General features: G+C 63.7%; 19 protein-coding genes and 1 pseudogene. 6 read left to right on the forward strand and 14 right to left on the reverse strand.

Annotated elements, in window-relative coordinates:
* Nucleotides 1–38: 38 nt before the first annotated feature.
* Nucleotides 39–821: a helix-turn-helix transcriptional regulator gene (locus HAP40_RS32030; protein WP_246741234.1), complete on the reverse strand. Its 783-nt coding sequence runs from the start codon at nucleotides 819–821 to the stop codon at nucleotides 39–41.
* 551 nt (nucleotides 822–1,372) lie between these two features.
* Between HAP40_RS32030 and HAP40_RS37420 the strand changes: the two are divergent.
* The 3 genes and pseudogenes from HAP40_RS37420 to HAP40_RS32045 form a co-directional block, all read left to right on the forward strand.
* Nucleotides 1,373–1,612: pseudogene (locus HAP40_RS37420) on the forward strand (winged helix-turn-helix domain-containing protein); the annotation flags it as partial.
* 2,686 nt (nucleotides 1,613–4,298) lie between these two features.
* Nucleotides 4,299–5,507 carry an ABC transporter substrate-binding protein gene (locus HAP40_RS32040; RefSeq protein ID WP_166819257.1) on the forward strand — a complete coding sequence of 403 codons (1,209 nt, stop codon included), beginning with the start codon at nucleotides 4,299–4,301 and terminating at the stop codon, nucleotides 5,505–5,507.
* A 121-nt stretch (nucleotides 5,508–5,628) separates the two neighbouring features.
* Nucleotides 5,629–6,234 (forward strand): hypothetical protein, encoded by a 606-nt coding sequence (locus HAP40_RS32045; RefSeq protein WP_246741232.1) that lies wholly within the window; start codon nucleotides 5,629–5,631, stop codon nucleotides 6,232–6,234.
* Here HAP40_RS32045 and HAP40_RS32050 read toward each other — a convergent pair.
* From HAP40_RS32050 to HAP40_RS32070, 5 genes are all read right to left on the reverse strand, one after another.
* Nucleotides 6,231–7,499 carry an efflux RND transporter periplasmic adaptor subunit gene (locus HAP40_RS32050; RefSeq protein WP_166813741.1) on the reverse strand — a complete coding sequence of 423 codons (1,269 nt, stop codon included), beginning with the start codon at nucleotides 7,497–7,499 and terminating at the stop codon, nucleotides 6,231–6,233. The genes HAP40_RS32045 and HAP40_RS32050 overlap by 4 nt on opposite strands.
* The gene (locus tag HAP40_RS32055; protein WP_166813739.1) at nucleotides 7,496–10,678 is read right to left on the reverse strand and encodes an efflux RND transporter permease subunit; all 3,183 of its coding nucleotides are present in this window, start codon (nucleotides 10,676–10,678) and stop codon (nucleotides 7,496–7,498) included. The genes HAP40_RS32050 and HAP40_RS32055 overlap by 4 nt, the downstream gene beginning before the upstream one ends.
* A 79-nt stretch (nucleotides 10,679–10,757) precedes the next feature.
* Nucleotides 10,758–11,747: an RNA polymerase sigma factor RpoH gene (rpoH, locus tag HAP40_RS32060; protein ID WP_166813737.1), complete on the reverse strand. Its 990-nt coding sequence runs from the start codon at nucleotides 11,745–11,747 to the stop codon at nucleotides 10,758–10,760.
* Nucleotides 11,748–13,316, reverse strand: a complete 1,569-nt coding sequence (locus tag HAP40_RS32065) for a sensor histidine kinase (RefSeq protein ID WP_246741231.1) — start codon at nucleotides 13,314–13,316, stop codon at nucleotides 11,748–11,750.
* Nucleotides 13,317–13,325: 9 nt separating this feature from the next.
* Nucleotides 13,326–14,006, reverse strand: a complete 681-nt coding sequence (locus HAP40_RS32070) for a response regulator transcription factor (RefSeq protein ID WP_166813735.1) — start codon at nucleotides 14,004–14,006, stop codon at nucleotides 13,326–13,328.
* Between the two features lie 502 nt (nucleotides 14,007–14,508).
* Here HAP40_RS32070 and HAP40_RS32075 point away from each other — a divergent pair.
* Together HAP40_RS32075 and HAP40_RS32080 are read left to right on the forward strand one after the other, a co-directional pair.
* Nucleotides 14,509–14,754, forward strand: a complete 246-nt coding sequence (locus tag HAP40_RS32075) for a hypothetical protein (protein WP_166813733.1) — start codon at nucleotides 14,509–14,511, stop codon at nucleotides 14,752–14,754.
* Between the two features lie 270 nt (nucleotides 14,755–15,024).
* Nucleotides 15,025–15,438, forward strand: coding sequence for a hypothetical protein (locus HAP40_RS32080; protein WP_166813731.1), 414 nt, complete (start codon nucleotides 15,025–15,027; stop codon nucleotides 15,436–15,438).
* A gap of 323 nt (nucleotides 15,439–15,761) precedes the next feature.
* On the opposite strand, the gene HAP40_RS32085 is transcribed toward HAP40_RS32080, so the two are convergent.
* From HAP40_RS32085 to HAP40_RS32115, 7 genes are all read right to left on the reverse strand, one after another.
* A complete protein-coding gene (locus HAP40_RS32085) occupies nucleotides 15,762–16,040 on the reverse strand; it encodes a DUF2934 domain-containing protein (RefSeq protein WP_166813729.1) in 279 nt (92 codons plus the stop codon).
* 201 nt (nucleotides 16,041–16,241) lie between these two features.
* Entirely contained in the window at nucleotides 16,242–16,403 is a 162-nt protein-coding gene (locus HAP40_RS32090) for a DUF2934 domain-containing protein (protein ID WP_166813727.1), read from the reverse strand.
* 315 nt (nucleotides 16,404–16,718) lie between these two features.
* Nucleotides 16,719–16,997: a hypothetical protein gene (locus tag HAP40_RS32095; protein WP_166813725.1), complete on the reverse strand. Its 279-nt coding sequence runs from the start codon at nucleotides 16,995–16,997 to the stop codon at nucleotides 16,719–16,721.
* A 259-nt stretch (nucleotides 16,998–17,256) separates the two neighbouring features.
* The gene (locus HAP40_RS32100) at nucleotides 17,257–19,125 is read right to left on the reverse strand and encodes a S8 family peptidase (RefSeq protein WP_166813723.1); all 1,869 of its coding nucleotides are present in this window, start codon (nucleotides 19,123–19,125) and stop codon (nucleotides 17,257–17,259) included.
* Between the two features lie 206 nt (nucleotides 19,126–19,331).
* On the reverse strand, nucleotides 19,332–19,562 hold the full coding sequence (locus HAP40_RS32105) for a hypothetical protein (RefSeq protein WP_166813721.1): 231 nt from the start codon (nucleotides 19,560–19,562) through the stop codon (nucleotides 19,332–19,334).
* A 62-nt stretch (nucleotides 19,563–19,624) separates the two neighbouring features.
* Nucleotides 19,625–20,806 (reverse strand): hypothetical protein, encoded by a 1,182-nt coding sequence (locus HAP40_RS32110; protein ID WP_166813719.1) that lies wholly within the window; start codon nucleotides 20,804–20,806, stop codon nucleotides 19,625–19,627.
* Nucleotides 20,807–20,902: 96 nt separating this feature from the next.
* On the reverse strand, nucleotides 20,903–21,727 hold the full coding sequence (locus HAP40_RS32115) for an AfsR/SARP family transcriptional regulator (RefSeq protein ID WP_166813708.1): 825 nt from the start codon (nucleotides 21,725–21,727) through the stop codon (nucleotides 20,903–20,905).
* 1,692 nt (nucleotides 21,728–23,419) lie between these two features.
* On the opposite strand from HAP40_RS32115, the gene HAP40_RS32120 reads away from it, so the two are divergent.
* A complete protein-coding gene (locus HAP40_RS32120; protein WP_166813706.1) occupies nucleotides 23,420–24,667 on the forward strand; it encodes a cation:proton antiporter in 1,248 nt (415 codons plus the stop codon).
* A gap of 7 nt (nucleotides 24,668–24,674) precedes the next feature.
* Here HAP40_RS32120 and HAP40_RS32125 read toward each other — a convergent pair whose 3' ends face one another.
* Nucleotides 24,675–26,588 (reverse strand): adenylate/guanylate cyclase domain-containing protein, encoded by a 1,914-nt coding sequence (locus HAP40_RS32125; protein ID WP_166813704.1) that lies wholly within the window; start codon nucleotides 26,586–26,588, stop codon nucleotides 24,675–24,677.
* Between the last annotated feature and the right edge of the window lie 37 nt (nucleotides 26,589–26,625).

Below are 26,625 nucleotides of genomic sequence, written 5' to 3' on the forward strand. Positions count from 1 at the left end.
CGCAGCACGCGACCCTCGGCAGCTTGTTTTGCGGATGGCTAGATCATGCCGACCGCAGCGGCATTCCGCCACCGCCTCGGCGAGTCGCCCGCGAAGCGCCTGAACGTCGTGGTGAAATGAGCCTGGCTCTGAAATCCCACCGTCAGCGCGATCTCGACGATCGGCATCTCGCAGTTCCGAAGCAGATCCTTGGCGCGCCGGATCCGTTCGCGCAGGATGTACTCGTGTGGACTGCATCCCATGGCAATCCGGAACTGGGCGGCAAAATGCATGCGGCTCAAGCCGGCAACCGAGGCCAGATCCACCAGCCGAATCTTCTTGCAAGAATGGACATCGATGTGGTCGAGCACCCGCTTGAGCCGCCACTTCTGCAATCCCCGGACCTGCCTGTCACTCACACATGAACGATCGCGGACTCGCGCATCGAGCTGCGGCCGCATGTAGCGCTGCAGAGCGGACAGCCTCGCGACAACCGCAAGGCGCAGCGCGTCCATGCAGAGAGCGCCGTGGGCAGGCTCCAATCTCTTGACCGCGGCGAGGGCTTCGGACAGGCCCCGAACAACCGGATCATCTTCGTTGCAAGCGAGCACTTTTGGTGCCGTGTCCGGCGGTGTCGCGGAGGCGCGGCGCTGCGGGATCCGGACGCGCAGCCAACCGCTGTCGCGCAACCCGTCGCACTGGGACATCCCGGGGTCTCGCCGCGACTCGGGCTCGATCGCGATGACCAGGCCGAGCCGATCAAAGGCAATTGCAGCTGTATCCCGGACCGGCAGGTCGTCGCTGCGCGTGACGACGGCATGAGCGATGGCTTTCGGAAGCAACCCGCCTGACGTCAGCGCGACGGCCGAGCGGAAGTCCGTGGGACTGTCGTCGGAAATGATGGTCGTCGTCTCGTAGCCATGCTTCGGTTGTCGTGGCGGTGACGGTTGAGACATTTTTTACTCTTACTGCTCGTCCAGACCAGAGACGCGCGACCAGCGGGATACGCGAATGAAGGCGCCTCCATCGGAACGATGGTAGCAAGACACGATCCGATCGCGAGTTAAGAGACGTAAAATCAGGAAATTTCAGACGCGCCGCTGCCGACAGGCGTCTGCGGCGAGGCGCTGTCCCGCGCTCGGCAGCCTCGGCTCGCCGAGCTGTCACACGATCGTCGTCACAAATTCGTGTATAGAACAGCGAGCATGTCGAGCGGCGGGTCACCGGTGGCGGACGCCAGAGGACGGCGAAGGTCGTCTTGACACGCCAACCGCCTCCCCTATAGGAGACCAAGGCATAGTCATGCTTTCACATTATTGCCAAGGACGGTGATCTTCGGGGAGCCATGACTTTCCTGGCATCGCGACTGTGAATCTCTGATCCACGGATCCCAATGTCGTCTTCGCCGGCCAATCGAACCTATGCTTTCGGAAACTGGCTCATCGATTGCCAGCGCAGGGAGCTGAGACACGACAACATCGCAGTGCCGATCGGCAGCCGCGCGTTCGAGCTTCTCGAGAAGCTGGCGGAATCTGCCGGTCTTCTGGTGACCAAGGATGAATTGGTCGCGAGCGTCTGGTCGGGCCTGGCCGTCGAGGACAACACCCTGCAGGTCCATATCTCCGCCGTCCGCAAGGCGCTCGGCAGGGATCGCGACCTCCTCAAGACGGTGTCGGGTCGAGGATACACCCTCGCCGGAAGCTGGCGAAGCGGACACCCGGATTACGGATTGGCCGCAACGATATCCGCGCCGGCCGCTTCCTCCTTCTCGAGCAACCTGCCGAATGTGCGCGCGCCTCTGATCGGCCGCGAGGATTCCCTGAACGAGCTGGTCGACATCCTGTCCGCATACCGCGCGGTGACTCTGGTCGGCCCTGGAGGCATCGGAAAGACGAAGCTGGCCATCGAACTTGCGCGGCGTGTCGCATCGTCGTTCGACGATTCCGTCGCACTGATCGAGCTCGCGACCTTGCAGGATCCCGCACTCGCGATCTCTGCAACGGCCCGCGCACTGAAGCTTGCGTTGAGCGACAAGAACGTCTCCCCTGCAAGCATTGCCCAGGCCATCGGCGCGCGGCGCCTGCTTCTCGTGCTGGACAATTGCGAGCATGTCATCGACGTTGCCGCGCAAATCGCCAGCGCGGTGCTTCGCTATTGTCCGAATGTCTCGGTTCTTGCGACCAGCCGCGAAGGGCTGCGCATCGACGGAGAATACATTGCGGCCATCCCGCCGCTGTCGGTGCCCAGGCCTGACATCCAGGATCCCGATCTGCTTCTTGGGGAAAGCGCGGTGCAGCTCTTCGTCGCGCGGACGCGGGCGTTGCGTGCAAGCTTCGTTCCCGACGCTGGCGATTTGCGGAAGATAGCCGCCATCTGCCGGCGGCTCGACGGAATTCCGCTCGCGCTGGAATTTGCCGCGGCCCGGGTCGCGAATCTCGGGGTGGATACCGTATTGAGCCGACTGGACCGGCGCTTCGAGCTCCTGAGCAGCGGCCGCCGCGACCAGCTGCCGCGACACCAGACCCTGCGAGCAACGCTGGACTGGAGCTACGATCTGTTGTCGGGCGAGGAGCAGAAACTGCTTTGCCGGCTTGCGATGTTTCCGGCGGGCTTCACGCTCGATGCGGCCATTGCGATGATGGACGACGCTCTGTCTCGATCGGACGTCATCGAGACATTGTTCAATCTGGTCGGCAAGTCGCTCGTCTCGCTGGATCCCTCCTTCGAGGGGCGATGGCGCCTGCTCGAAACCACACGCGCTTATGCGTTGGAGAGGCTGATCGAAGCGGGCCTCGTCGCGCAAGCCGCCCGACGGCACGCGACCTTCCTCAGGCAGCTCGTTGCGCCGCTTGGCGGGACTTCGCCGACGTCCGACGATGTCTCCCGGCTCGCCCAGGAGATCGGAAACGTCCACGCCGCGCTCGACTGGGCCTTCGCACCCGGCGGCGACGCCGCGCTCGGGGTCGAGCTCACGGCCGGCTTCGTTCCGGTGTGGATGCAGTTGCTGTCCGTCGTGGAATGCTCCAGCCGGATCGAGCACGCCCTCGCCCATCTCACCCCTGAACTGACCTGCGATCCGAGACTGAAGGCGCAGCTCCATGTCGCGTTGGGGTTTGCTCTTCTCAACACGACCGGCTCTGCCGATCGCATGAAGGCGGCCCTCAATATCGGTCTCGTGCTCGCCGAAGAGCTGTCCGATCTCGAGCTTCAGCTTAAGGCCGTCTGGACGCTGTGGAGCTACAATCTCAACTCGGGCCAATATGACGCGGCCAAGTCGGTCGGCGAGCGATATCTCGATATCGCGCTGCGCACGGGAAATCCCGCCAACGAGACCGTAGGTCGCCGCCTGATCGGCGCCGCCAGCCATTTCTATGGAGCGCAGGAGGATGCAGCGCGCGAGCTGACGCTGTCGCTGGATCATCCGGACCACGGGTTGAAGGACGGCCCGAACCAGATGTGGTTCCTGCTCAACCAGAGCGTTCTGGCCAAGGCCATGCTGGCCCGCGTCTTGCTGCTGCAGGGTAAGGTCGCGCAGAGCAGAGCCCTCGCCGCCGAATGTCTGCAGGAGGCGGAGCGAGAGAAGGACAAGCTTGCGATCGCCTACGCCTTGCGGAACGCCGTCTGTCCGATCGCACTGATGACGCATGATCTGCCCGCTGCCGACCAGGCGATATCGTCGCTCCTCGAGCTCGTGACCCGCGAGGGAATAGCTTTCTGGACGAGCTGGACATCCTGTCTCAAGGGACAGCTGCTCGTCCTGCAAGGTCAGTACGACGATGGAATAGCGCTGCTGCGGAGCGGATTGAAGGCGCGGACCGAAAATGGATGGTTGATGCGCAACCCCGAATTTCTCGGATCGCTCGCCGAAGGCCTGCTCGCGGCCGGCGAGACCGCGCAAGCCCTGGCTGCCGCCGAAGAGGCCTTGAACATCGCCCGCCAGGGCCGGCAATTGTGGTGCCTCGCGGATCTGCTGCGCATCAAGGGCGAAATTCTGCTTGCCGATGCTCCACTCGATCTCTCCCGGTCGGAATTGCTGTTCGCCGAGGGACTGTCCATCGCAAGAGAGCAGCAGTGCCGCTTCTACGAGCTGAAGATCGCGGCGGCCTGGGCCAGGATCATGGCGGGATCCGATCGTCAGCAGACTGCGCTCGATCTCGTCGGCCCCATCACCGCGCTGTTCGACCGCGAGGTCGATCTTCCCGCGCTCGCATTCGCGCGCGGCCTCGTTGCAAGCCCGGCGACGACAGGTGGCGACCGGTCCGCCTCCTGCACCTGCCACTAACGAAACCTTCCTTACACAATCCGACGGACGATGCTTGATGATGTTCTCTCGACGACGACTCCTGGGCGGCGTTGGCGCTGCGGTGCTTTCGCCTGCCATCATCCGCGCGCAAGGCACGAGACCGATCCGGATCGGCGAGATCAACTCCTATAGCAGTGCGCCCGCGTTTACCCTGCCCTATCGTCGCGGCTGGCAGCTGGCGGTCGAACAGCTGAATGCGAAGGGAGGTCTTCTCGGGCGCGAGCTGGAGGTCATCAGCCGTGACGACGAGGGCAAGCCGAGCGTTGCGCTTCGCGCGGCGGAAGAGCTCGTACGCAGGAACGGCGTCGACCTGCTGGCAGGCGCGTATCTGTCGCATGTCGGGCTGGCGATCAGCGACTTCGCCCGGCAGAATCGCACCCTGTTCGTGGCAAGCGAACCGCTCACGGACGCCCTCGTCTGGGACGAGGGGCATCGATATTGCTACAGGCTGCGCCCGTCGACATACATGCTCGCCGCCATGCTGGTGGAGGAGGCAGCGCAGCTGAAGGCGACGCGATGGGCGACGATCGCACCGAATTACGAATACGGGCAGTCGGCCGTCCGGTGGTTCATGCATCTTCTCCGCCGCCGTCGTCCAGACGTCGAATTCGTTGGCAGCCAATGGCCGCCGCTGGGGGCCGTTGATGCGGGCGCGGTCGTGAATGCCATCGCTCGGCAGAGCCCGGAAGCAATCCTCAACGTCACCTTCGGTCCCGACCTCGCGCGGTTTGTCCGGCAAGGCAATGATCGCGGCCTGTTCAAGGGGCGACACGTCGTGTCGTTCACGACAGGCGAACCCGAATACCTTCATCCACTCGGGCAGGATGCACCGGAAGGGTGGATCGTGACCGGCTATCCCGTGACCGAAATTCTGGATGACACCAACAACGCGTTCATATCCGCCTACTCCGCGCGATTTGGCGAGGCTCCCACGATGGGCTCCGTGGTCGGTCACGCCCTGATCAGCTCGATCGCAACTCCGATCGAGAAGCTGCAAGGCCTCGATACCGAGGCCATGGCCGACGGGTTTGGCGGCGTCGGCTTTGAGACGCCGTTTGGACGGGCCAGCTGGCGCTCCATCGACCATCAAAGCACGCTGGGAACGTTCGTCGGCCGTACCACGGTCAGGGACGGCAAGGCCATCATGGTGGGCTCGAAATATCTGGATGGCGGAGCCGTGCTCCCGCCGGATCCCGAGGTGCGCAAGCTGCGTCCGGGCACTTGAGGCGCAGGCCTCTCAGCATCCCGGCGGCAGGATCGGCGACACGCCCGGCGTCGGCGCTGCGCCCGTAGCATTGGCCGGCAACACGGTCGCAGGCGACGCCAGGTTCATCGAGACCCCTTCCATGCAGGCCGAGCTGTTCGGGCTCGGCACGATGGCGGTTGGATCAATGCCGGTGCCGCCGGCAGCGCTGACGTCGGCCGGAATTGTCCCCGGTGGCGGACTGGCCGGCACCTGCGGGATCGAGAGTGGCAGCGACGCAGCACTCGCCACCTGCCCTCCCGGCGTTGAGCTGCATGCGACCGTCGCGCCCGTTCCCGCCGGCGCCGCTGTGGCAATCGTTCCGATGGAGCTGCCGGTCAGTCCTGTGACCGGCAATATCGGAGCAGCACTGCCCGACGTCGACAAGCCGAGATTCGAGACGATCGGCGTTGCCGGCACGGGCATCGGCGATGTCGACGGCGGAGCGCAGACAACCACCGTCCCCGGCGACGTCGGATCGGAGGCCAGCGGCACGGGCGCAAGCGTCGTGTCGGGCGCATTTGGCTCGGTCGTTGCGGAAAACGGACCCGGACTGTTCAACGGCGAGATCACGATCGCGCCCGGCACCGTCGGAAGGCCCATGGCGGTGGTGCCGGTGGTGGCCACCTGTGCCTGGCTCGCAGAGCCGCCAAGCAGCAGCAGAGCGAGCCCCGTTGCGAAAATGGTCCGTATCATCGCGGCGCCCTAACTCACTTCGACCTTGCGAATGGTGACCTTGCTGCCCTCTGCGAGGTTCACCGCCGGATTGAGCACGACCTGGTCGCCGGGCTGCACCCCCTCACGCACTTCGACCGTGGTGCCGAAATCCCGCGCGATCGAGACGTGCTGCAAATGAACGATGCCATTGCGCACGAGCGCGACGTGAAGGCCGTTCTGGTCGAAGACGAGCGCATCCGACGGAACGATCATCGACGGCGTCTTTTGCGGGATCGACAATTCGACCGTGCAGTAGATGCCGGGACTGAGCACGCCGTCCGGATTCGGGACGTCGATCTCGGTCAGCAGCGTTCGGCTTCCCGGCTGCAACGCGGTCGCGATCCGCGTGACCTTGCCCGGAAACGTCCGGCCCGGAATCTCGGGGACACGGATATCGGCATCGACGCCGGGGGCTACCCCGAAGGCCTCGTCCTGCGGCACGAAGACCTGGGTTCGGATCACGTTGGAATGCATCAGCGTGAACATGAAGGTCGATCCGGCCTGCACCAGGCTGCCATTGTCAACGTTGCGTTGCGTGATCACGCCATCGAACGGCGCCACCACGCGCTGATAGGCCTTCTCCTGCTGGAGAACGCGAATCTGAGCCTCTTGCGCCGCGATGTTCGACTGGGCGACGCCGACGGCCGCCTGCTGCGCTCGCAGGGTGAGACGGTCATTGTCGCCCTGCTGCGCCGTCAGCCAACCCTGCTTGACGAGATTGCTGTCCCGCGCATTGGTGACGTCGGCGAGTTCGCGGCTTGCTTGCGCCTGCTGCAGCGCCGCCTGGTTCTGCGCGAGCGTCGCCTGCGCCTGCGCGATCTGCTGGTTCAGCTCCGGAGCGGTGATGTCGGCGAGGAGATCGCCCTTCTTCACATGGGCGCCGATATCCACGTAACGCTTCTCGATATAGCCGCTGGTCCGCGCGAAGATGTTTGCCGCCTCGAACGCCGTCGTCGTCGCCGGCAAGGTGACCTTCATGATGTCGCCGCTGGGTCGAACCGCCGCCACCCGAACCTCCGGCACGGCGGTTCTGACTTGCTCTGCCAATGCGGCGACCTCGCGCGCGGCCTGATAGTGCCGCCAGCCACCGATGCCGAGACCGCCCACGAGGATCAGAACGATGCCGCCTCCGAGCACCACACCACCGTAGCGGCGGCCCGATTTCGGCTCCTTGCCGGGCAGCTCAACGATCCGCAGGCTCTCCGCACCCGGACGGCCCGTCTTCTCGTCGTCGGTCCGTATGCGAACGTCATTCATTGCGGTTGCTCCTCGAATACGCCGTGTTGGGGCCTGCCATCGTTGCCCTTGCGCAGCATGGCGAACAGATAAGGCACGATCAGCAGCGTCGTCGGGGTCGCGAACAGCAGCCCGCCGATGACGGCCCGTGCGAGAGCTGCATTCTGCTCCTCGCCCGGCCCTCCGATCGCCATCGGGATCATGCCGACGATCATCGCGGCGGCGGTCATCAGGACGGGACGGATCCTGGTGCGGCCGGCGCTCAGCGCGGCCTGGAATGCGGAGTGTCCCTTCAATTGCTCATCGCGCGCGAACGTCACCAGCAAAATGGAGTTCGCCGAGGCCACGCCGACCGCCATGATCGCGCCCATCAACGAAGGCACGTTCAGCGTCGTTCCCGTGATGAACAGCATCGTCACGATGCCGCAGAACGTCGCCGGCAGCGCCAGGATGACGACGAAGGGATCGCCGAAATTCTGGTAGTTCACGACCATCAGCAGGTACACCAGGATGGCCGCGAACAGCAGTCCGATTCCCAGATCGCGGAACGACTGATGCATGCTCTGGATCTGCCCCAGAACCTGGATCGAATTGCCCGGCTGGAGCTGCTTCTGCAGCGTGGACGTGACCTTGTTGATATCGGCCGCGACGCTGCCGAGATCCCGACCCTGCACGCTCGCATAGATGTCGAACACCGGCTGGACGTTGGCCTGGTTCGAGTTGGTGGGAACGGTCCCGCGCTTGAAGGTGGCGACATTGCTGAGCAGGCCCGGCACCGTCTGCCCGCTGGCGGCAAGCGACGCCGACACCGGCGTGTTCCCGAGGGCATTCAGCGAATTGGCCCTGTATTCCGGTGTCTGCACGGCGAGGTAATAGGGAATGCCCGACGTCGGGTCGGTCCAGAAGTTCGGCGAGACCTGCGCGGACGAGCTGAGGCTGACATTGATGTTGGTCGCGACCGTGCTGGCATTGAGGCCCAGTTGCGCGGCTCGGGTCCGGTCGATGTCGGCGTAGAAGGCGGGAGCATCGACTTCCTGCTGCAAATGAGCATCGACGACCCCAGGGATCGTGGACAAGTTCTTCTGCAGCTCCTTTGCAACGGCCAGATTGTTGGTGCCGTAGCCGACCGTGCGAACGTCGATCTGTGCGGGAAGTCCGAAGTTCAGGATCTGCGTGACGATATCGGCCGCCTGGAAATAGAAGGTGTCCTCGGGGAACGCCGATGGCAGCACCTGGCGCAGCTTCGCGACGTAATCCGCAGTCGGCTTGTGCCCATCCTTCAGCGACACGAGGATGGTGCCGTCATTGCCCCCTATCGTCGAGCCGTCTGTGAATGCGAGATTGTAGGCGCGTGCCGGAAGCCCGATATTGTCGACGATCAGCGCCCGGTCCCGCTCCGGAATGACCTCGCGAATCTTATCCTCCACCGCCTGGAAGATCGCCTCCGTCTTCTCGATGCGGGTGCCCGCGGGCGCGCGAACGTGGAGCTGGATCTGGCCGCCGTCGATCAGGGGATAGAAGTCGCGGCCGACATAGACGAACATGGTGGCTCCGAGCGCCAGCACCAGCACGGCGACGACGGGCACGATGGCGCGACGCTGCAACAAGGTCAGCAGGAGCTCGGAGTAAGCATTGCGCAATCGATCGAAGCCGCGCTCGAACGCGGCCGAGGCGCGCGCGAAGATGCCTGACGGGCTTTCGCCCTCACCGTGGCGCCGCTCGCCTTTCAACAGCAGGCCGATGGTGATCGGCGTGAGCGTCCGCGACAGCCCATAGGACGCCAGCATCGCGAACACCACCGCAAGGCCGAGCGGCGTGAACAGATATTTGGCCGGCCCCTCCAGGAATACGACCGAGGTGAACACGCAGCTGATGGCGAGCGTGGAGACCAGCGTCGGCACCGCGATCTCGGCGGCCCCGTGCAGCGTCGCATCCGGCAACGGCATGCCTTCTTCGGTCCAGAGCCGGTAGGTGTTCTCGATCGTCACCGTGGAATCGTCGACCAGGATGCCGACCGCGAGCGCAAGCCCGCCAAGCGTCATCGTGTTCAGGGTCTCGCCGAGGAAATACAGGACGACCAGCGAGGACAGCATTGCGAGCGGGATCGAGATCAGGACGACCAGCGTCGATCGCCACGATCCCAGGAACATCAGGATCATCAGCGCCGTGAGTCCTGCCGCGATCGCGCCCTCCCGCAGCACGCCATTGACGGAATGGGTGACGAACACAGACTGATCGAACAGCTCGTTGATCTTGAGCCCCGCAGGCGCCGATGCACGAATCGATTTCAGGGCGTTCTTCACACCATTGACGACGGCGAGCGTGGAGGCATCACCGTTTTTGATGACGCTGAGCAGGACGGCGCGGTGGCCGTCCTCGCGCACGATGTTCTGCTGCACCTGGGAGCCGTCCCGGACCTGGGCCACGTCCTTCAGGAAGATCGTGGCGCCGTTCGCGAACTTGACCGGGATCATGTTGAGATCCTCGATCGAGGCCGGGGTCGCGTTGGTCCTCACGGTGTACTGGGTGTCGCCGATCTTGGTCGTGCCGGTCGGCAGCGTCAGGTTCTGGGTGTTCACCGCATTGACGATGTCGAGCGGCGTCAGCCCGCGCGACAGCAGCTTGTTCGGATCGATGTCCACCATGATCTGCCGGTACTTGCCGCCGGCGGGCGTCGGCAGCGTCACGCCGGGAACGGGCGCCAGTTGCTGGCGGACCCGATAGATGCCAAAGTCATAGAGCTGCTGCTCGTTCAGGCTGTTGGATTCGAGGCTGAGCTGGAGCACCGGCACGCTCGAGGCGTTGAACTGCACGATGATGGGCGGCTGAATGCCGGGCGGCATCAGGGCGCGGATGGCGTTGGTCGCCGACACGATCTGCGAGATCGCCAGATCGAGATTTACGTCGGGCTGGAAGTAGATCTTCTGAACCGACAGCCCGTTGAGCGTCTGCGCCTCGATGTTCTTGATGCCGCTGACATTGGCGCTGATCGAGTACTGGCTATAGGTGCTGACGCGCTGCTCCATCTCCGGCGTCGAGAGGCCGGTATAGCTCCAGATCACCGTGACCACGGGGATGCGGATCTGCGGGAAGACGTCCGTCGGCATCGACCGGATCGCGATGCCGCCGAGAAACAGGATCAGCGCCGCGAGCACGTAGAATGTGTGCGGAAGCCGCAGCGCGAAGCGAACAATTCCCATGATGGCCTGCCTGGAGCGGGTAGTGCGGGGTCGGTGGAGAGATGAGGGTGGGCAGACATCCGTTCAAATGAAAACGCGTTCAGGCGATCGATGCCGGGACCTTCGACGCGCCTGGGCGGCCGCGTCGTGCTGCCAGCGGCAGCGCTTCACCGCGCCACTCACCGGCGCGTGCGGCATCCCGCGCAGCGAGGATGACGGCGCGCCTGACCTTGGCGAAAGCGCGGATCTCGATCTGCCTGACGCGCTCGCTGGAGATCGACAGTTCGACGCCCAGCTGATCGAGCGTGACCGGATGATCCGCCAGCCGCCTCGCTTCCAGGACGTGGCGCTCGCGTGCCGTGAGCCCGCCCAGCGCCGCACGCAGGGCGCTGCTGCGGCGCTCCGTTTGCTCGCGATCGGCCAGAACCGTCTCCGCGTCGACTGCGTCATCGACCAGCAGCGTTTCCCACTCGGCGCCATCCTCCTCGCCGCCGACGCGCGCGTTCAGCGACATATCGCCGTTCAGACGCGCATCCATCTCCATCACCTCGCGGGCGGTCACCTCGAGCCTCTCGGCGATGACAGTGGCGACATCGGGCGTGAGCCTCGCCATCGCGCCGCCCATGGCTTTCCGCATCTCGCCACGCAGCCGGAAGAACAGCTTCTTCTGCGCCGCCGTCGTGCCGATCTTGACCAGGGACCATGAGCGCAGGATGTAGGCGTGAATGGAGGCCTTGATCCACGGCACCGCATAGGTGGAGAACCGCGCGCCGCGGTCGGGCTCGAAGCGTGAGGCGGCGATGACGAGACCGAGATTGGCTTCGGCGATCAGATCGACCAGCGGCAATCCGTATCCCTTGTAGCCGCGCGCCACCTTGGCCGCGATCCGCAGATGACTGGTGACGAGTGCATTCGCGGCGCGCTCGTCCCGCGTCTCCTGCCATCGGCGCGCGAGCTGCTGCTCCTGGCCGGGCTCGAGAAGTTCGTAGCGCTTGATCGCCATCGCATACGCGCTGAGGAACGGAACCGGCGCGGATAGGCCCGGCGCGGCTACGGCATCATGCCTCGAGATGTCGTGACTGATCTGCATCTATTGCTCCCACATTCCGAAACGGCTGACAGGTATTAGGAGGCTTGCCGACGGGCAGGCCACTAAACTGGGCGTCACTAATCTGAATTCGGTTTCAGAGGTCCGGCATGTCCCGGCACCGAGGCGATCGCGCGTCAGGCCGGTCATCACATCCACTTCGCGCTTGCGTGAGCCGACATTCGACACCGGCATGCGGCGGGCTCTGCCATCCCCCGCGGTCCAGGCCAGGATCTCGATCCGCCCTCCGGGAGCCGAACCGATGATCAGCCGAAAGCCGTGCAGCTTGACGATGGCGGCCACCAGGCTCAGCCCGAGCCCAACTCCCGGCGTGTTGCGGATCTTGTCGGAGCGGTAGAACCGCCGCAGCACCGCTTCACGTTCCTGCTCGCTGATGCCGGGCCCACTGTCGCTGACGCGCACGAGCACCGTCCTGTCGTCCAATTCGAGCTCGAGATTCACCTGTCCGCCTGACGGTGCGAACTTGACGGCGTTGTCCACGAGGTTCGCGATCGCCTCGAACAGCAGGTCCCGATCGCCCCACACCTGCACACCGCGACCTATGAGGACGCCAAGCGCGACGCCCTTGTCCTCGGCGATCGGCTCGTAGACATCGCACACCTCGCGCAGGATTTCGTCCAGCGCGACGTTGCCGAAGCCGGCCGTGCGACGGTTGTTCTCGATCTCGGTCAGGCGCAGCAACGCGGTGATGATCGCCAGCGACTGGTCGATGCCGGCGATCGCCTTGTCCACGACCTCCTGGAGCTGCTCCAGTGTGGTCGCGTGGGTTCGCCCGCGCTCCAGCGCCAGCCTTGCCCGCGTCAGCGGAGTCCTGAGATCATGAGCGATGTCGTTGCCGACGCCGGCAAGCGCGTTGATCATCGTCTCCATCTCGTCGAGCATGCCGTTGACGATCCTTGCAAGCCGCGCGAACGGATCGTCCGCATTGTCCTCCGGCAGCCGCTCGCGCAGCTCGCCGGCCACGATCCGCTGCACCCGCTGGTTCACCTCCTCGACGCGCTTCTGGGCTCGGACGCTCAGCCACGCGCCGGCCAGCAGGCACAGGCAGAAGGCGGGCAGCACGCCGAGCGCAAGCGCCTGCCCGACCACGTTCGATATCTCTCGCGTCTCGTCGACGTTCCTCCCCAACACCAGGACGTCGCCGTCATCGAGGCGCCTGCCGACGGTCCTGACGATGGGGCCGCGGACGGCCGTCGCCCCCGGCGGATCGAGCCGAACACTCCGCACCGTTCCGTCGAGATCGAGCCCTGCCGGCACGCGATCGATGTTGCCGGCAAGGCGCGCCCCGTCGGCGCTGAACAACCCGGCATAGTGTACGCGCCTGGAATCCTGCTGGAGATGATCGGCGATCGCGCGGACGCGCCGATCCGGCGGCAGATCGACCATGAAGTTGATCTGCGTGGTGACCATGCGGTCTGATCGCGCGATCAGATAGTCGTCGAGCTGCCGGTAGACGAACGCGAACAATCCAACCACGAACAGCGCAAGGGTGGCCGCGACCGCCAGGGCCCACAGGAACGTGTTCGAACGGATGAATTGAATCTTGCGCATGTCCCCTCGCTATTGATGCGAGCGCAGGATGAAGCCGGAGCCCCGGACGTTGTGGATGAGCTGCACCTCGCCGGGAGCATCGACCTTGTGGCGGAGCCGACCCATGTGCACGTCGATCAGGTTGGTGGTCGCTGGAACGAACTTGTAGTTCCAGACCTCTTCGAGCAGCATCGCGCGCGTCAGCAATTGATCGCTCCGGCGCATCATGTACTCGAGCAGGCGGAATTCGCGCGGCAGCAGATCGATCTCGCGCTCGCCGCGTCGGGCGGTGCGCTCGATCAGATCGAGTTCCAGCGGGCCGGCCAGCAGGATGGTTTCGCGGCTCTCCGTCGGACGTCGCAGCAAGGCCTCGATCCGCGCGACCAGCTCGACGATCGCGAACGGCTTGGTGAGATAGTCGTCGCCTCCCATGCGCAAGCCCCGCACGCGGTCGTCGACCGCACCGAGCGCGCTCAGAACCAGCACGGGCGTCCTGATCTGGTCGTTGCGCAGCGCCTCGACGACGGTCAGCCCGTCCATTCCCGGCAGCATGCGGTCGACGATCATGGCATCGGGATGCGAGGTACGCGCCCGGTCGAGGCCTTCGACGCCGTTCGGCGCCCACTGCACCTCGAAACTCCGCTCGGCAAGCTCGGCGACGATCGCCTCCGCAGTCTCAGTGTCGTCCTCGATCAGGAGAATCCGTGTCATGAGCCTCGTCCCACCTTCTGCGCGGCGCTTCGGCCTGCGGCGAGGCGGCGCGGGCCCGGCGGTCTGCGACGTCATGGTCACCGCCCCGTTCCGAGCGCTCGGTGCCGCGCCGGCCTGCGAACGGCCACGCGCTGCATGACCAGATGGTGCTGGGGAGCTGGCGGCATCACTGAATTGATTGTCAGAAAGCCGGCCGCCTTTGCGGCCAGCGGCGCGAGCAGGACGCCGACGCATCTTGCCATTGTCGTGATCATATTCTTCGCGATCATCTTCCGCCTCCGTCTTCGAGCTACGCTTGAGTGGAGATATGCCAGTGATGCGCGCGCCGTTACTCTCGAAGGCAACGAAGGTTGCCTATTCGCACGATCGTGGTCGCGATGCCGCATCGGCTCACAGGCCGTTGAATGCCGGTGAACATTTCGTGCATTTGGATCGCGCCCGATCGCGCACATCTCCTGTAGCAGCCGGCTTGATCGCCTGCTGTCATCAAAGGAGAAGCCGAATGACCACTTTCAAGCTCTTACCGATGGGTCTGATAGCCGCTGCCTTGCTCGGAGGTCCCGTCATGGCACGCGAGCACCATGCCGTCACGCGGCAGCCCGCGATGCAATCCGATACGTATGCATCGAACGCGCCGATCTATCAGGACGGCCGCGCTTGCGTGCCGGCACCACGTGTCGGCGCGTTCGCGACCGCGCCCTGGACCGGCAACAATGTGCCGTGCGAGCCCGGCACCGGCGCGTTCTGATCGCCGCACTTCACATCGCAGGACGGGGAGCGGGTTGATTTGTTCAGCCCGCTCCCTCATGCGCGCTGTGATGCCGCGCGCCCGGATCGCCCTTCCGGCTGGCCTGCCACATTACTGAAGCCGAATTTAGTGGGATTGCCGCGCACCGTTCCTACCTCTGGTGCATCACGAGCCCAGCCATCAGGCGCCATCTCAACTGGAGCATTGGCGAGCACGACGCGGACGCGGACTGCGATGATGGCGGGCGGCTCGGCACGAAAGGAGTGTTCCATGAAGCGAGCAATCATGATTTTGGCAACAGCGGCGCTGGCCTCGACGCTGGCCGTCGGTACGGCCGCAGCGCATGGCGGTGGTGGCGGCGGTCACGGCGGTTTTGGCGGTGGCGGCCACAGTTTCGGCGGCGGCGGCTTCGGCGGCGGCGGCTTTGGCGGCGGCCATATGGGCTTCGGCGGCGGCGCGCATTTCGGCGGCGTCGGCCATGCCGGAGGCTTTGGCGGAGAACGGCTCGGCGGGGCGCATTTTGGGATCGGTCACGTCGCCTCGGGCGGCGCAGGCTTCCGCCAGCATGCGTTTCATCACTTCGGCCGCTATCGGCCCGGCTACGGATTCTACGGCTATTATCCGGATTGCTACGATTGGTACGAGCTGCACCCCGGCGCGCCGTTGCCGCTGAGCTGCAGCTGATCTGGATGCGCGGTGTTCGGCCCGGTCGGCATGTCACGATCCGGGCCGACGCAGCGTCGCGTTCTCGCGTGTACCTTCTGCCAACATCTTTCCACTGTGTGATTTGAGTCACAACAGAATCATTCGCTCTCGCCTACAATCACCGGGCATGGCCGCAAACAAGGTAACGGCGGTACGCACGAGGCTGGGGAGGCGATCAACAGCTACGGACTTTTCAAGCCGCCAGGGTGAAGAACCCGGCGGCTTCTTGTTTGGCAACGCGACGGTCGAAGCCCCGCCTTGCTGCCAATGCGGGGCAACACGGGCCGCAGCGGCGATCGCCGCTAGAACGATGCCGGGCCTTTCCTCTGTTCGCGCTCGTCTTCGACCTGCCGTTCCGCCTCGAGCCAGAATTCCAGGTCGCGGTTGACCGGGCGGCCGGCCCGCTCCCAGAGCTCATAGGCGCGCGCCCGCACCCTGCCCCGCCGCAGCATGCGGCCGAGCTTCTGCTTCAGCTCCTCGGCGAAGCTCCTGAATCCCCGGACAGTGGTTTCGTCGCGGGCGAGCGCCGCCGCCCGCGTTGCGAGCTCGATCTGGTGCTCGATCTTCTTCTGCTCGTCCACTGCCGACACTGCCGCGGAAAGGGATGTTGTCACAGCCGTGCTGGTGAATTCCGTTCCGGCAAGTTCTGTTCCCCCGGAAGCCGCCGGCGCCGCTATTGTTTGGGCATGATCGCTTCGGAGAGGCGCCGCAAAGTTTTCCGGGCAGCGGATGGTTTTCGCAGACCCATCCCAGACCGAAGCAGAATGGGCGGGCCTTGTCGGTCACAGCGTATCCGGCGTTCGCAACGTGCTCGACTCGTCCTCGTTGCGCAGCTCCTGCTCGGCGGCGCGCCAAAATTCTTCGTCGCGACCTTCGGGCTTGCCCGCTTGCTCCCATAATTTGTGCGCGCGTTCCCGGATCTCTTGCTCGGCCGGCTTGGGCATTTCATCTCCTGCTGATGAAGCACGGCCCCACCCTGGGGGGTATGGGGGGCTTGGAGGCGGGGCCGTGCAGGCCAGCGATCGGCGGCGACGCTGACCCGCGGAGTCAAGCCGCGGTGGATGCGAGAGTTCCTATTTGTGCGCGAGCACGCGTCACATTGCATGAGGTCCATCATATTCGATTGATGGGCTTGCCGAGTCGGCGGTAACGGGGGAGGGTTCGGCCGGGAATTCGCACGTCACTCGATAGGCAACGTTCGAGAGAAGCAGCCCGAGGCGGAGCTGGCACGTAACGGCAACACTGGATGCGGTTAGAGATCAGGACTTGTCGTGCGCGTACTTCTCCAACAGCAGGCGATTATATTCATCGCGCATGGCCTTCCGCGAGATATGGCCTTTCCGGTCCTTGGCGATCTTCAGAAGGTCGGGATCAGTCGGTGCCCGCGATTTCCGCCCGAATCTCGCAAAGAGCCGGGTCGCCGGCGCCGCCGTTCCAAACAGTCGGTCAAACCATCCCATCGTGTCCTCCCGGACAGAACTGAGATGAACGACATTATCATCATCAATTTGGGGGTCAAACGGACAGTAAAACTGCACTTTTAAAAACTCCCCCGCGCCCATTAAGGGTGAGCCGGGTCAGGTGACTTGTACGACAAATCCGAATTTCTGTAAAGTCGGATTTTTGCGAGGGATTGACGGGCTGGAAGAGGAAATCTTGCTTCTCGCAGAACGGAAGCTCAAATGCTTTGCGAGTTGTCGCAGTGCTTGGCTTGGCTTGGCTTGGCTTGGCACGGCGCAGCAAAGGCTCGGGGGCACAGCTGCTGTTGCAGCTGTGCCCCTTTGTCGCAAGGACGCGTTACAGCAATCCGACCTTGTGCATGATCTGCCGGATCTGAGCCGGATCAGGATCCATCATCGTGGGGGCGAGTGTCGCGCCCGCCGTCTGTGCGGGACCGCGCGCGACGGCGCTCGAACCGTTTTGCGTCAAACCAGCGGACTGTAGCATCATCCCACCTGCCGTTTGTGCCGGACCGCGCGCCACGTTGTTCGCACTGGCCTGCACTGGATCGACGGACTGCGGCGCCGGCGTGCTCCCCGGAACCATGCTCGGTGCTTCGACCGGCCGCAATCCAAGCAGACGACGCAGCGTTGCCAGCGAAGGATCGGTTCCGGACACAGCGGCGGCAACCGGGGCGACACCGGTTTCGAGGCCGAGCGCCCGCATCGCGTTCGGCAGTCCCGCGCCGGTACGATTCGGGTCACCGAATTGCAGCGGCGTTGCGGTCTCCTTCAGGATCTGGAACAGCCGCTCGACACGGCGTGCATCGCGATTCTGGAAGGTTCCCTTGGTGAAGTCCGGATGGTGCGCCAGCACGAGCGCGGCCAGGCCCGTGACATGTGGCGTCGCCATCGAGGTACCGTCCCATGCACCGAAACCATCGGCGGGAAGCGACGAGACGATCCCGACACCGGGCGCGCAGACGTCGACCTCCGGTCCGAAGCAAGAGAACTTTGCTGGAAAATATCCGTCGTGGCTCTGGAAGCCGTCGAGCGCTTGCTGCGAATGATAGCTGTCATCGGGAAACTCGCCCCACTTGCCCAGTGCGGCGACCGCCAGGCAATGCGGCGTCGAAGCCGGAAACTGCACCGGCCCCGAGGAATTCCCGGCAGCAATGATGCAGGCCATGCCCATTTGCTTGGCCCGGACGATGCGTTCCTCGATGATCCGCGAAGGCTCGCCGCCACCCAGGCTCATATTGGCGACATCGATGCCATGCTCCATGCAGTAATCGAGCGCGGAGACGAGATCGCTGAACCGGCCGCCCGGGAAGATGCGGCAAACATGGATTTCCGCCGCGGGGGCGAAGCCGCGGATTCCGCCACCGGTGCCGACCGGACCGCCGGCGATGATTCCAGCGCAATGCGAGCCATGGCCGATCGTGTCGACGGTCCACGCCGTCTTGTCGTTGCCGACGATGCTGGTGCCTTCGGTGATGCCGTGCAGGTTGCGATGGGTTGGCGCCAGGCCGGAATCGATGACCGCGATCTTGATACCGGCGCCGTTAAAGGACGGCGGCAGACGATCAAGGCCCATCGCGCGCTCACCCCAACCCATCAATTGCTGGCCGGGGAAGTTCCGTAGAACCGCGCCGAGCGCCCTCACGACGATCCGGTTGACACTGTTGGGAACGAGCTGCGGACGATCGAGCCAGAAGGTCCAGTAGTCGATCTTCGGTTTGACGAGGATCGAGCGGATGGTCTCCGGCGTTTCGCCCTGGAGGGTCACCGTGGCACGGCCGGTGGCGTCGGTGATGCCCTGCGCCGGCCACATGCTGCCGAACACATAGACCTCGGCTTCGGGCAGCGGGCCGTCCTGGCCCAACACTTCGATCGTCGCCGTGAAGCCGTTAGCCAGCGGCGTAAGCACCCCCGGATTGGGAAGCTGCGGCGTGGTCGGGTCGAGCATGTAGGTCAGCCGCTCGTCACGCTCCACCGCGCAACGCCCTTGTGCCTGGGTCTGCAGCAATTTGGCCTTGTCGGGAGTCATCTTGGCGAGGACCAGCGGACTGAGCGGCACTTGTCCGAAGTCTGCGCTCTGAAATCCGAACAGGCGCGGCGGAGCGACCGTTTTCACCACTTCGATGTCAGGGCTGTTGGTGAGCTGCTGGGTCAGAAAGTCGACGCTGAAGGTCGCAAGCCCCGGTTGCTGCTGCGGCGCGATCATGAATTGCGCCGGGCGCGATGCGAGCGTTGCGGGCCCCTGCCCTCGTGCCGGTGACTGGCTCGCGGCGTTTTCCGGAGACGCACCGTTGCCGTTTGCCACCGGTTCGGTCGCTTCGTGCTCAGTCCGCCCGGAAGTTCCTGATTTGCCTCTCGTGGCCATCTGCGGCCTCCTCAATGTTTTGCGTGTCCAATGTTTGCCCACCAAAATCAGTCGGCATCGAATTGCTTCAGCGCTGAATTCGGTTCGACCACGAGCGTGGCAAACGTCGATTTCAGGCGGTCGGCCTGGGTCTTCGTCATCGAAAGGATGACGACGTCGGGTGCGATCTGCGCGACTCGCTTCACGCCGGGTTCACGCTGCAAGTGTTCGTTGAGCTGACCGGACTGGACCGGGTCTCCCTGCACGATGAATTCCTGCGACGCGTTTGAATCCGCCATCTGGCTTCCATTCACATTTGTGCGGAGAGGACGGGCTTGCGCCCGCCCTCTCCGGGTGGGGTCTAGTGCATCGTGCCACCGGGCTGGCCGGCGTTGAAGACGCCGAGCTGGCGACCGATATCGAGGCCGGTCTGGGCTCCCTGACCAATCTTCTTCAGCACGCTCCAGAAGCTTTGCAGCTCCATGTCCGTTGGCGGTGCTGCCGCGGCCGGCTGCAGGCCGGGCTGGCCGGCGTTGAACACGCCGAGCTGGCGACCGATATCGAGGCCAGTCTGGGCACCCTGGCCGATCTTCTTCAGCACGCTCCAGAAGCTCTGCAGCTCCATGTCGGTCGGCGGTGCGGCCGCGGCCGGCTGCAGGCCGGGCTGGCCGGCGTCGAAGACGCCGAGCTGCTGGCCGATATTCACACCGGTCTGCACGCCCTGGCCGATCTTCTTCAGCACGCTCCAGAAGCTCTGCAGCTCCATGTCGGTCGGCGGTGCGGCCGCGGCCGGCTGCACGCCGGGCTGGGCGCTGAAAACGCCGATTTGTTTGCCGACATCCAAGCCGGTCTGGACGCCCTGGCCGATCTTCTTCAGCACGCTCCAGAAGCTCTGCAGCTCCATGTCGGTCGGCGGCGCGGCCGCGGCCGGCTGCAGACCCGGCTGGCCGGCGTTGAACACGCCAAGCTGCTGGCCGATATTCACACCGGTCTGAACGCCTTGGCCGATCTTCTTCAGCACGCTCCAGAAGCTCTGCAGCTCCATGTCGGTCGGCGGCGCGGCTGCAGCCGGCTGCAAGCCGGGCTGGGCGCTGAAAACGCCGAGTTGTTTGCCGACATCCAAGCCGGTCTGGACACCTTGGCCGATCTTCTTCAGCACGCTCCAGAAGTCCTGCAGTTCCATGTCGGTCGGCGGCGCGGCCGCAGCCGTCTGCAGGCCGGGCTGGCCGGCGCTGAACACGCCGAGTTGGTGACCGATATTCACACCGGTCTGAACGCCCTGGCCAATCTTCTTCAGCACGCTCCAGAAGCTCTGCAGCTCCATGTCGGAGACCTGCGCCGAACCTTGCGCCATGTCCGGACCGGCGGAAAACGGCAGGAAACCTCCGCCGATGTTACCGACGACGCCGCCGATCGTCTTTCCCTTCTTGCCGCCGAGCAGATTGCCGATAACTCGTCCGGCCGCACCGCCGAGGATGGAGCCGAATATTCCCTGCGGGTCCAATTGGCCGTAATCTTCAAATTGCTGCTGTGTTCCAGTCATGATCGAAATCTCCTGATGAAGTGCCTGACCCGCGAGCGACACGCGCTCCCCAAAGGGAGCCGGGATCACTACGCACGATTGTGCGAGCGGCTAAGGCTACGACCAGGACCGTGATGCAGGTGTCACGTCGAGCGTGAAAGTTGCGTCAAAGTTTTTGGCGCGGGGCAATTTGAGTGAGGCAGATCTCGTTGAAGCGTGGAACATGCGGCGCATATCGCGCTGCAGCTGTTCGGTCTCCTGCTCCGGCACGGCGCGAACTTCCCGCCACAGCACGGAGCGGCAAAGATCATACTGGCGCAACGCGTCGGTACGGCGACCTTGTTGCGCATAACAGCGCATCAAGATGCGATGGACCCCCTCCTGAAGCGGATCGACCGCAAGAATACGCAGCGCGAGTGCGATCGCGATATCCGTGTGTTCGCGCCCGCCGGCGTCCAGCAGGCCCGCAAGCGCCTGCATCGCCTGTGTTCGCAATCGTTGGCGCTCGGCAGACAGCCAGGCCTCGAATTGGCATGAAGTCGAGCTGATACCCTCGAGAAGGTCGCCCCGATAAAGCAGCGCCGCACGGGCCAACCGTTCGGGATCGCCCTCCCTCAGGAGCCGCTCGAATTCCCCGACATCGGTACTGATGGCATTCGGGCAGATACGGATGTCGTCGCGATCGGCGGAGATCACATCGGGATAGTGCGGCAGCACACGCCGCAAGGTGAGCAGAGCTTGTCGAAGGCTGGCACGCGCACGATCGCCGAAGTGACCATCCCATAACAGGGTAGCGAGCTTGCCGCGTGAAATGGCCCGTGGGGAACTGAGCGCGACATAGCCTAGAAGAGTTGCAGCCTTGCGACTGGGGATCAACACCGACTCGCCGGAAGCAGAGACTACCTCGACCCCGCCGAAGAGATTGATCTGGAGCAGCGACATTGTCCTTTTCCTTCGGTCATTGTCTTCTGTCCCTCATATTATTCACTACCGAACACTTTTCTTGTGATCATGATCACCGACGATTCGGACAGCACCCACCGTCCCACACGTCATCGACCAAGTCGAAATGCTCTTATGGCCACCATACAACCTGAATTAGACAAAGCAATGGATGTCGCTCGGCGTCGATTCAGCAATTTGTGAGACTGCAAATCTTCAATGTGTGAGATAGCCCATAGGTAGAATGCGAGTTGTAAGCGCAGCGATCGCTCGCATTTGATGCATTTGTCGACGACGAAAACAGACCAACTGCGCGAGACGCAGCATGACATGTCGCGACGAACGCGGTGCAAGTGTCGTGACGTCGCGCGATGGTTGTGAGTTGTTCCACGAACGCAGCGTTCTCGTCGCTGCTTGCGCTCGCTGCCATCTGCATTGAAGGTTGCTCGAGACCTCCGCCGCACTGGCCTACCATCGATCGGCCCACGCCGGCGTCGCACGCGGGCGTCGTGCACTTGCCATGTTCAGGCTGGAACCGCAGACACCAAGCGCATACGAGGCAGTGCGTCAGAGAGTCGCTGTGCCGGTGGTGCGGCAATTGGCGGCTTGGGGGATAGGCCCGTGGGGTCATCGCGCTCCGCCCGTGACGATCGCCGGCCTCGTTGCTCACGCGGCGAGGACCCCCGGTAAGGGACGCTCTCGAAAAACTGATCGAGCGGCTCTGCATCGAGCGGTTGCGGGAGAGCGGCGTGGCAGGTCGAACGCAATGCCATCGCGGATGCCCCTCCATCCAGCTTCGGTTCTCGAACGCGGACACAGCCTTGCATTCTCGCGGCTGATTTCACCCGAGCTTTGCTTGATCGCTCCACCCTCTTGTCCAAGAGGGCGCAGGGAAGGCCGGGTGCTGACCTCGCACCCGCGGTCTGCCGCGCAAAATGCACACGCAGAAAACCGCACAGCAGCATACAGGTGGTGCCGATCACTCGGCCTTCCCTGCGCGATGGTCGGACGGCTTATGCCGTGCTCTCCCGGGAGCCGAGTTCCTTCTGGCCTCCCTCGCCTCGCAGAATTCACCGGCGCCCGCGCCGGTTGACGCAGATGCCGCCTCCGCAAGAGCTTGACCGTAGCAACGACGGCCAGGACCACACGGTTTTGCCGTACGCACGGCCCGCCATTTCGCCGCAGTTTTTCCAGCCCTGTCGACGGAGCCGGAAACCTACAGACGAGACGAAGCCTAGCAGCGCCGTTCGTCCGCGCGATGCCCAGGGCTCACGGAGAGCAATCCGCCCTGCCCCTAGCTGTCGCGCCCGACGCTGCCGCGTCCACCGCAAGCCCCGGCTCGCGAACGTGACGACCACACGATCGCCCCTCAAGGGTGAGCCGGGATGGGTAAGACATACGCCATTTCCGAATTTCGGTAAAGTGGAATATTTTGGTGGGGAGGGGTTGACGGGGTGCGACACAGGCCCAACGCGGCCGTCGCTGAGGGGCTTGCATTGACTGCAACATCCTTCGGCAGGCCATCTCAAGCAGCAGCAACCAAATAAACAACCGGAGCATTTTGGCGTCGGAGGCAACGCCGCCGAAACCGTGCCAAATAACGCACGCAGCGCACCATAGCGGCAAGTTCCATTCGACGGAAAAGTGCTCTAAAATAGCGAAATTGCGGTGCCTAACGCACGGGGGAGCGCGTTGGAGTTCTTTTCCCATTTACCCATACTGACGTCCTTTGCACTGACGCTGATGCTCACTCTGGTGCTTCCAAACCTCATGGAGCGCCTGCATCTTCCGCGTCCGGTCGGATACATTCTGGCGGGCGTGCTTCTCGGCCCCAATGTGCTCGCCATCCTCAATCCCGACGGCAAGGTCGTCGGATTTTTTTCCGAACTCGGCAAGTTGCTGCTGATGTTCTTTGCGGGCTTTGAGGTCAACATCGCGCAGTTTCAGCGCGCGCGAAACAAGGCGGCGACGTTCGGAATTCTCACCTTCGCCTGCCCTTTCATCTTCGCTTTCGGACTTGCAGCAGCGTTGGGCTACTCCAACAATGCATGCGCGGTCATCGGCTCTATCCTCGCTTCCCACACGCTGCTCGGACTGCCGATCGTCAAGGACCGGGGACTGATGAACCTGGAGGCGACCGTCGTAACGGTCGGAGCGACGCTTCTGACCGACATGCTGTCGATCTTCGTGCTGGCGGTATGTGTGCCCATTCATGTTCGAGGCTTCGAGCCGCTCGGCGTGTTGGAGACGATTATCTGGCTCGCAATCTACGTCCCAGGTATCGTCATCGGGCTGAGCTGGCTGGTCGAGCGTCTGCTTCGCGTTTTCGGGACCAGTCGGGTTTCCAGCGCGTTGATCATGCTGGTTGTGATGGCTGCGGCTGCTCAGGTGGCGGAATGGATCGGTATGGAAGGCATCATCGGCGCCTTTCTCGCCGGCGTTAGCCTGAAACGGGCGTTCGGAGAGTTTCGAAGCGACGATTCGCTCGAGATCATGAGCCAGGCCCTGTTCATCCCAGTCTTCTTCATCACCGCCGGTTTTCTGGTCGACTTCAAAGTCTTCTTTGGCACGCTAGCCCATCAGCCTCTGCTCGTTCTCGGCGTGCTGGCCGCGCTGTTCGGAGGTAAGTGGCTTGCGGCCGAGGCGGCGGGCCGCTTGCTCGGGTACAACCGCCAGGATCGGGACCTGATGTTTTCGCTGACCATCCCTCAGGTGGCGGCAACGCTGGCCGTTGCCCTCGTGGCGTACTCGACCATGAACGCTGCCAAGGAAAGGCTGATCGATCAGGCCATGCTGAACGCCACGGTCGTCCTCGTCATCGTGTCGTCTCTGGTCGGACTGATTTTGACCCAGCGCGCCGCCGGGCTCGTCAAGAAAGAGCCCGCTCGAGCGGTCTCCGAAGAAGCCGTCCTCACCGACGTCCCGTCAAAAGCCGAATAGTGGCAGCTCAGGCGGCAACGTCGTTGCTCGATGCCTCGCCGAGAAGTTCGTAGACTTTCGTTTCGGCCGCCATTCCCTTCGCAACGACCACATCCACGTATCGAAAATCGAAGCTTTGCCGGACACGCGTGTAGACACTCTCGCTGACGAGGATCTGGGTGTCATATTGCTTGTTGAGGCCTTCCAGCCGGGCGGCGAGGTTCACGACGTTTCCAAGGGCCGTATAGTTCATGCGCTCCGATGACCCGAGGTTTCCGACCACGGCCTCGCCGACATGAATCCCGAAGCGCGTGAAGAACGGAGACAGTCCTTCGGCTTCGAATTCGCGATTGATGGCTTCATTCGCCGTTCTCGCTCGCAGGGCGGCGCGACAGGCTCGTTCGCAATGGTCGGCTTGGGGGTTGGGCGCGTTCCAGAAAGCCATGACGGCATCGCCGATGAACTTGTCGACCGTGCCGCCTTCAAGCAGGATGACTTCCGTCAGGGCGGTAAAGTAGCGGGACGTCTGCTGCATCAAGACATCGGGATCGGCCTGTTCGGCGATCGTCGTGAATCCTCTGACGTCGGTGAACAGCGCCGTGACTTCCTGGCGCGCGCCCCCGAGTTCCGTCGAAATCGAATTGTCGAGCACGCCGCTCACGATCGCGCGCGGCGCGAGCCGGGAGAATAGCCAGATCGCCCGTTGCGATTTGTGAATGGTCTGCGCCAGAATATCAAGCTCCTTGATCAGCGAGCCGATCGGCGCATTTGGCGGTCGCGCCATCGTCTGCAATCGGGCTGCCTCGACCGTGATGTCGCCGATGGTCCGCGACATCCGCGTTCCGAAGATCCAGGCGGCCGGGATGAACAACAGATAGGCGATTAGCGCGATGATTCTCGCCTTCCGGTCGAGCGCCCTGATGCCTTCGGCGAATTCGTCCTCGGGTGCGACCAGCAGCACGCTCGCTGCCAGGTTCGGCCCCAGCGCGATCGTTTCAAGGCGAGCGAAATACGCCTTGCCATCCGTCGAGACCAGCTTTTTTCTGTACGGACTGCTCTTGTCCCAGCCTGCGATGATCTTCCCTTCGAGCGTATCGCGAAGATCGGTCGCGCCGGGAAGTCTCGGACCCGCGGGGTCGGTGGATGATTTTTCAAAGAGCGCCGCGTAGTCCGGATGAACGATCAGCGTGCCCTGATCGTCGAACATCAGCAGATAGCCCTTCTTCCCGAATTTCACGATCGGCGCCGATTTGCTGTAGCTGTCCAGCTTGAGGTCCAATCCGACCACGCCGTGCGCCTGGCCATCGACCGGCACGCTGAAGGTGATCATGGGCACACCGAGATTGAACGAGAGATAGGGAGCAGAGGTCACCAGGTGTCCCGCCTTGCGGGCGTCCAGATACCAGTTGCGCTGGCGCGCATCATAGCCACGGGACGGAATGTCGATCTGTCCGAGCGAGTTGCCCGCCTTGTCCTGGAACACGCGCCTGGTTGGCAATTCCTCGCCATCCAGCCATTTCGTCGTCGTCACGCCATACGCAGCCTCTGGCGGGCCGCCGACCCGGTCGCGCTGGGGACCGCTCATCCCCTCCAATCGCTGCACCTGGAGCCAATGGCCATTGTCATATCCGACATAGATGCTGTCGAGGGCCGGCCATTGCGCCAGATTTCCCCTGAGGACTCCCACCGTCGGGCTGGTGTCGTCGACGATGGAGTTATTCATGATCGCCGGGGTGAAGGCCAGCGCCCGCGACATGCGCGACAACATTTCGACTTGCAGCTGGAGCGAGGAGATCGTGCTGCGGCTCGTGGCATCCATGGTCGAGGTCGCCGCCTCCTCCGTGGCAAGGTTCAGCGTCAACACCTGAACGACAAGCAGCAGCGCGGCCAAAAGGCCGATCATGAACATGACGCAGGCCGTGAGGGTGAGGCGAAAGCTCATGTTTGACTTCGCCACTCCCGGTTCGAGAGCATTGACA

Source organism: Bradyrhizobium sp. 1(2017), from assembly GCF_011602485.2.
Classification (GTDB): domain Bacteria; phylum Pseudomonadota; class Alphaproteobacteria; order Rhizobiales; family Xanthobacteraceae; genus Bradyrhizobium.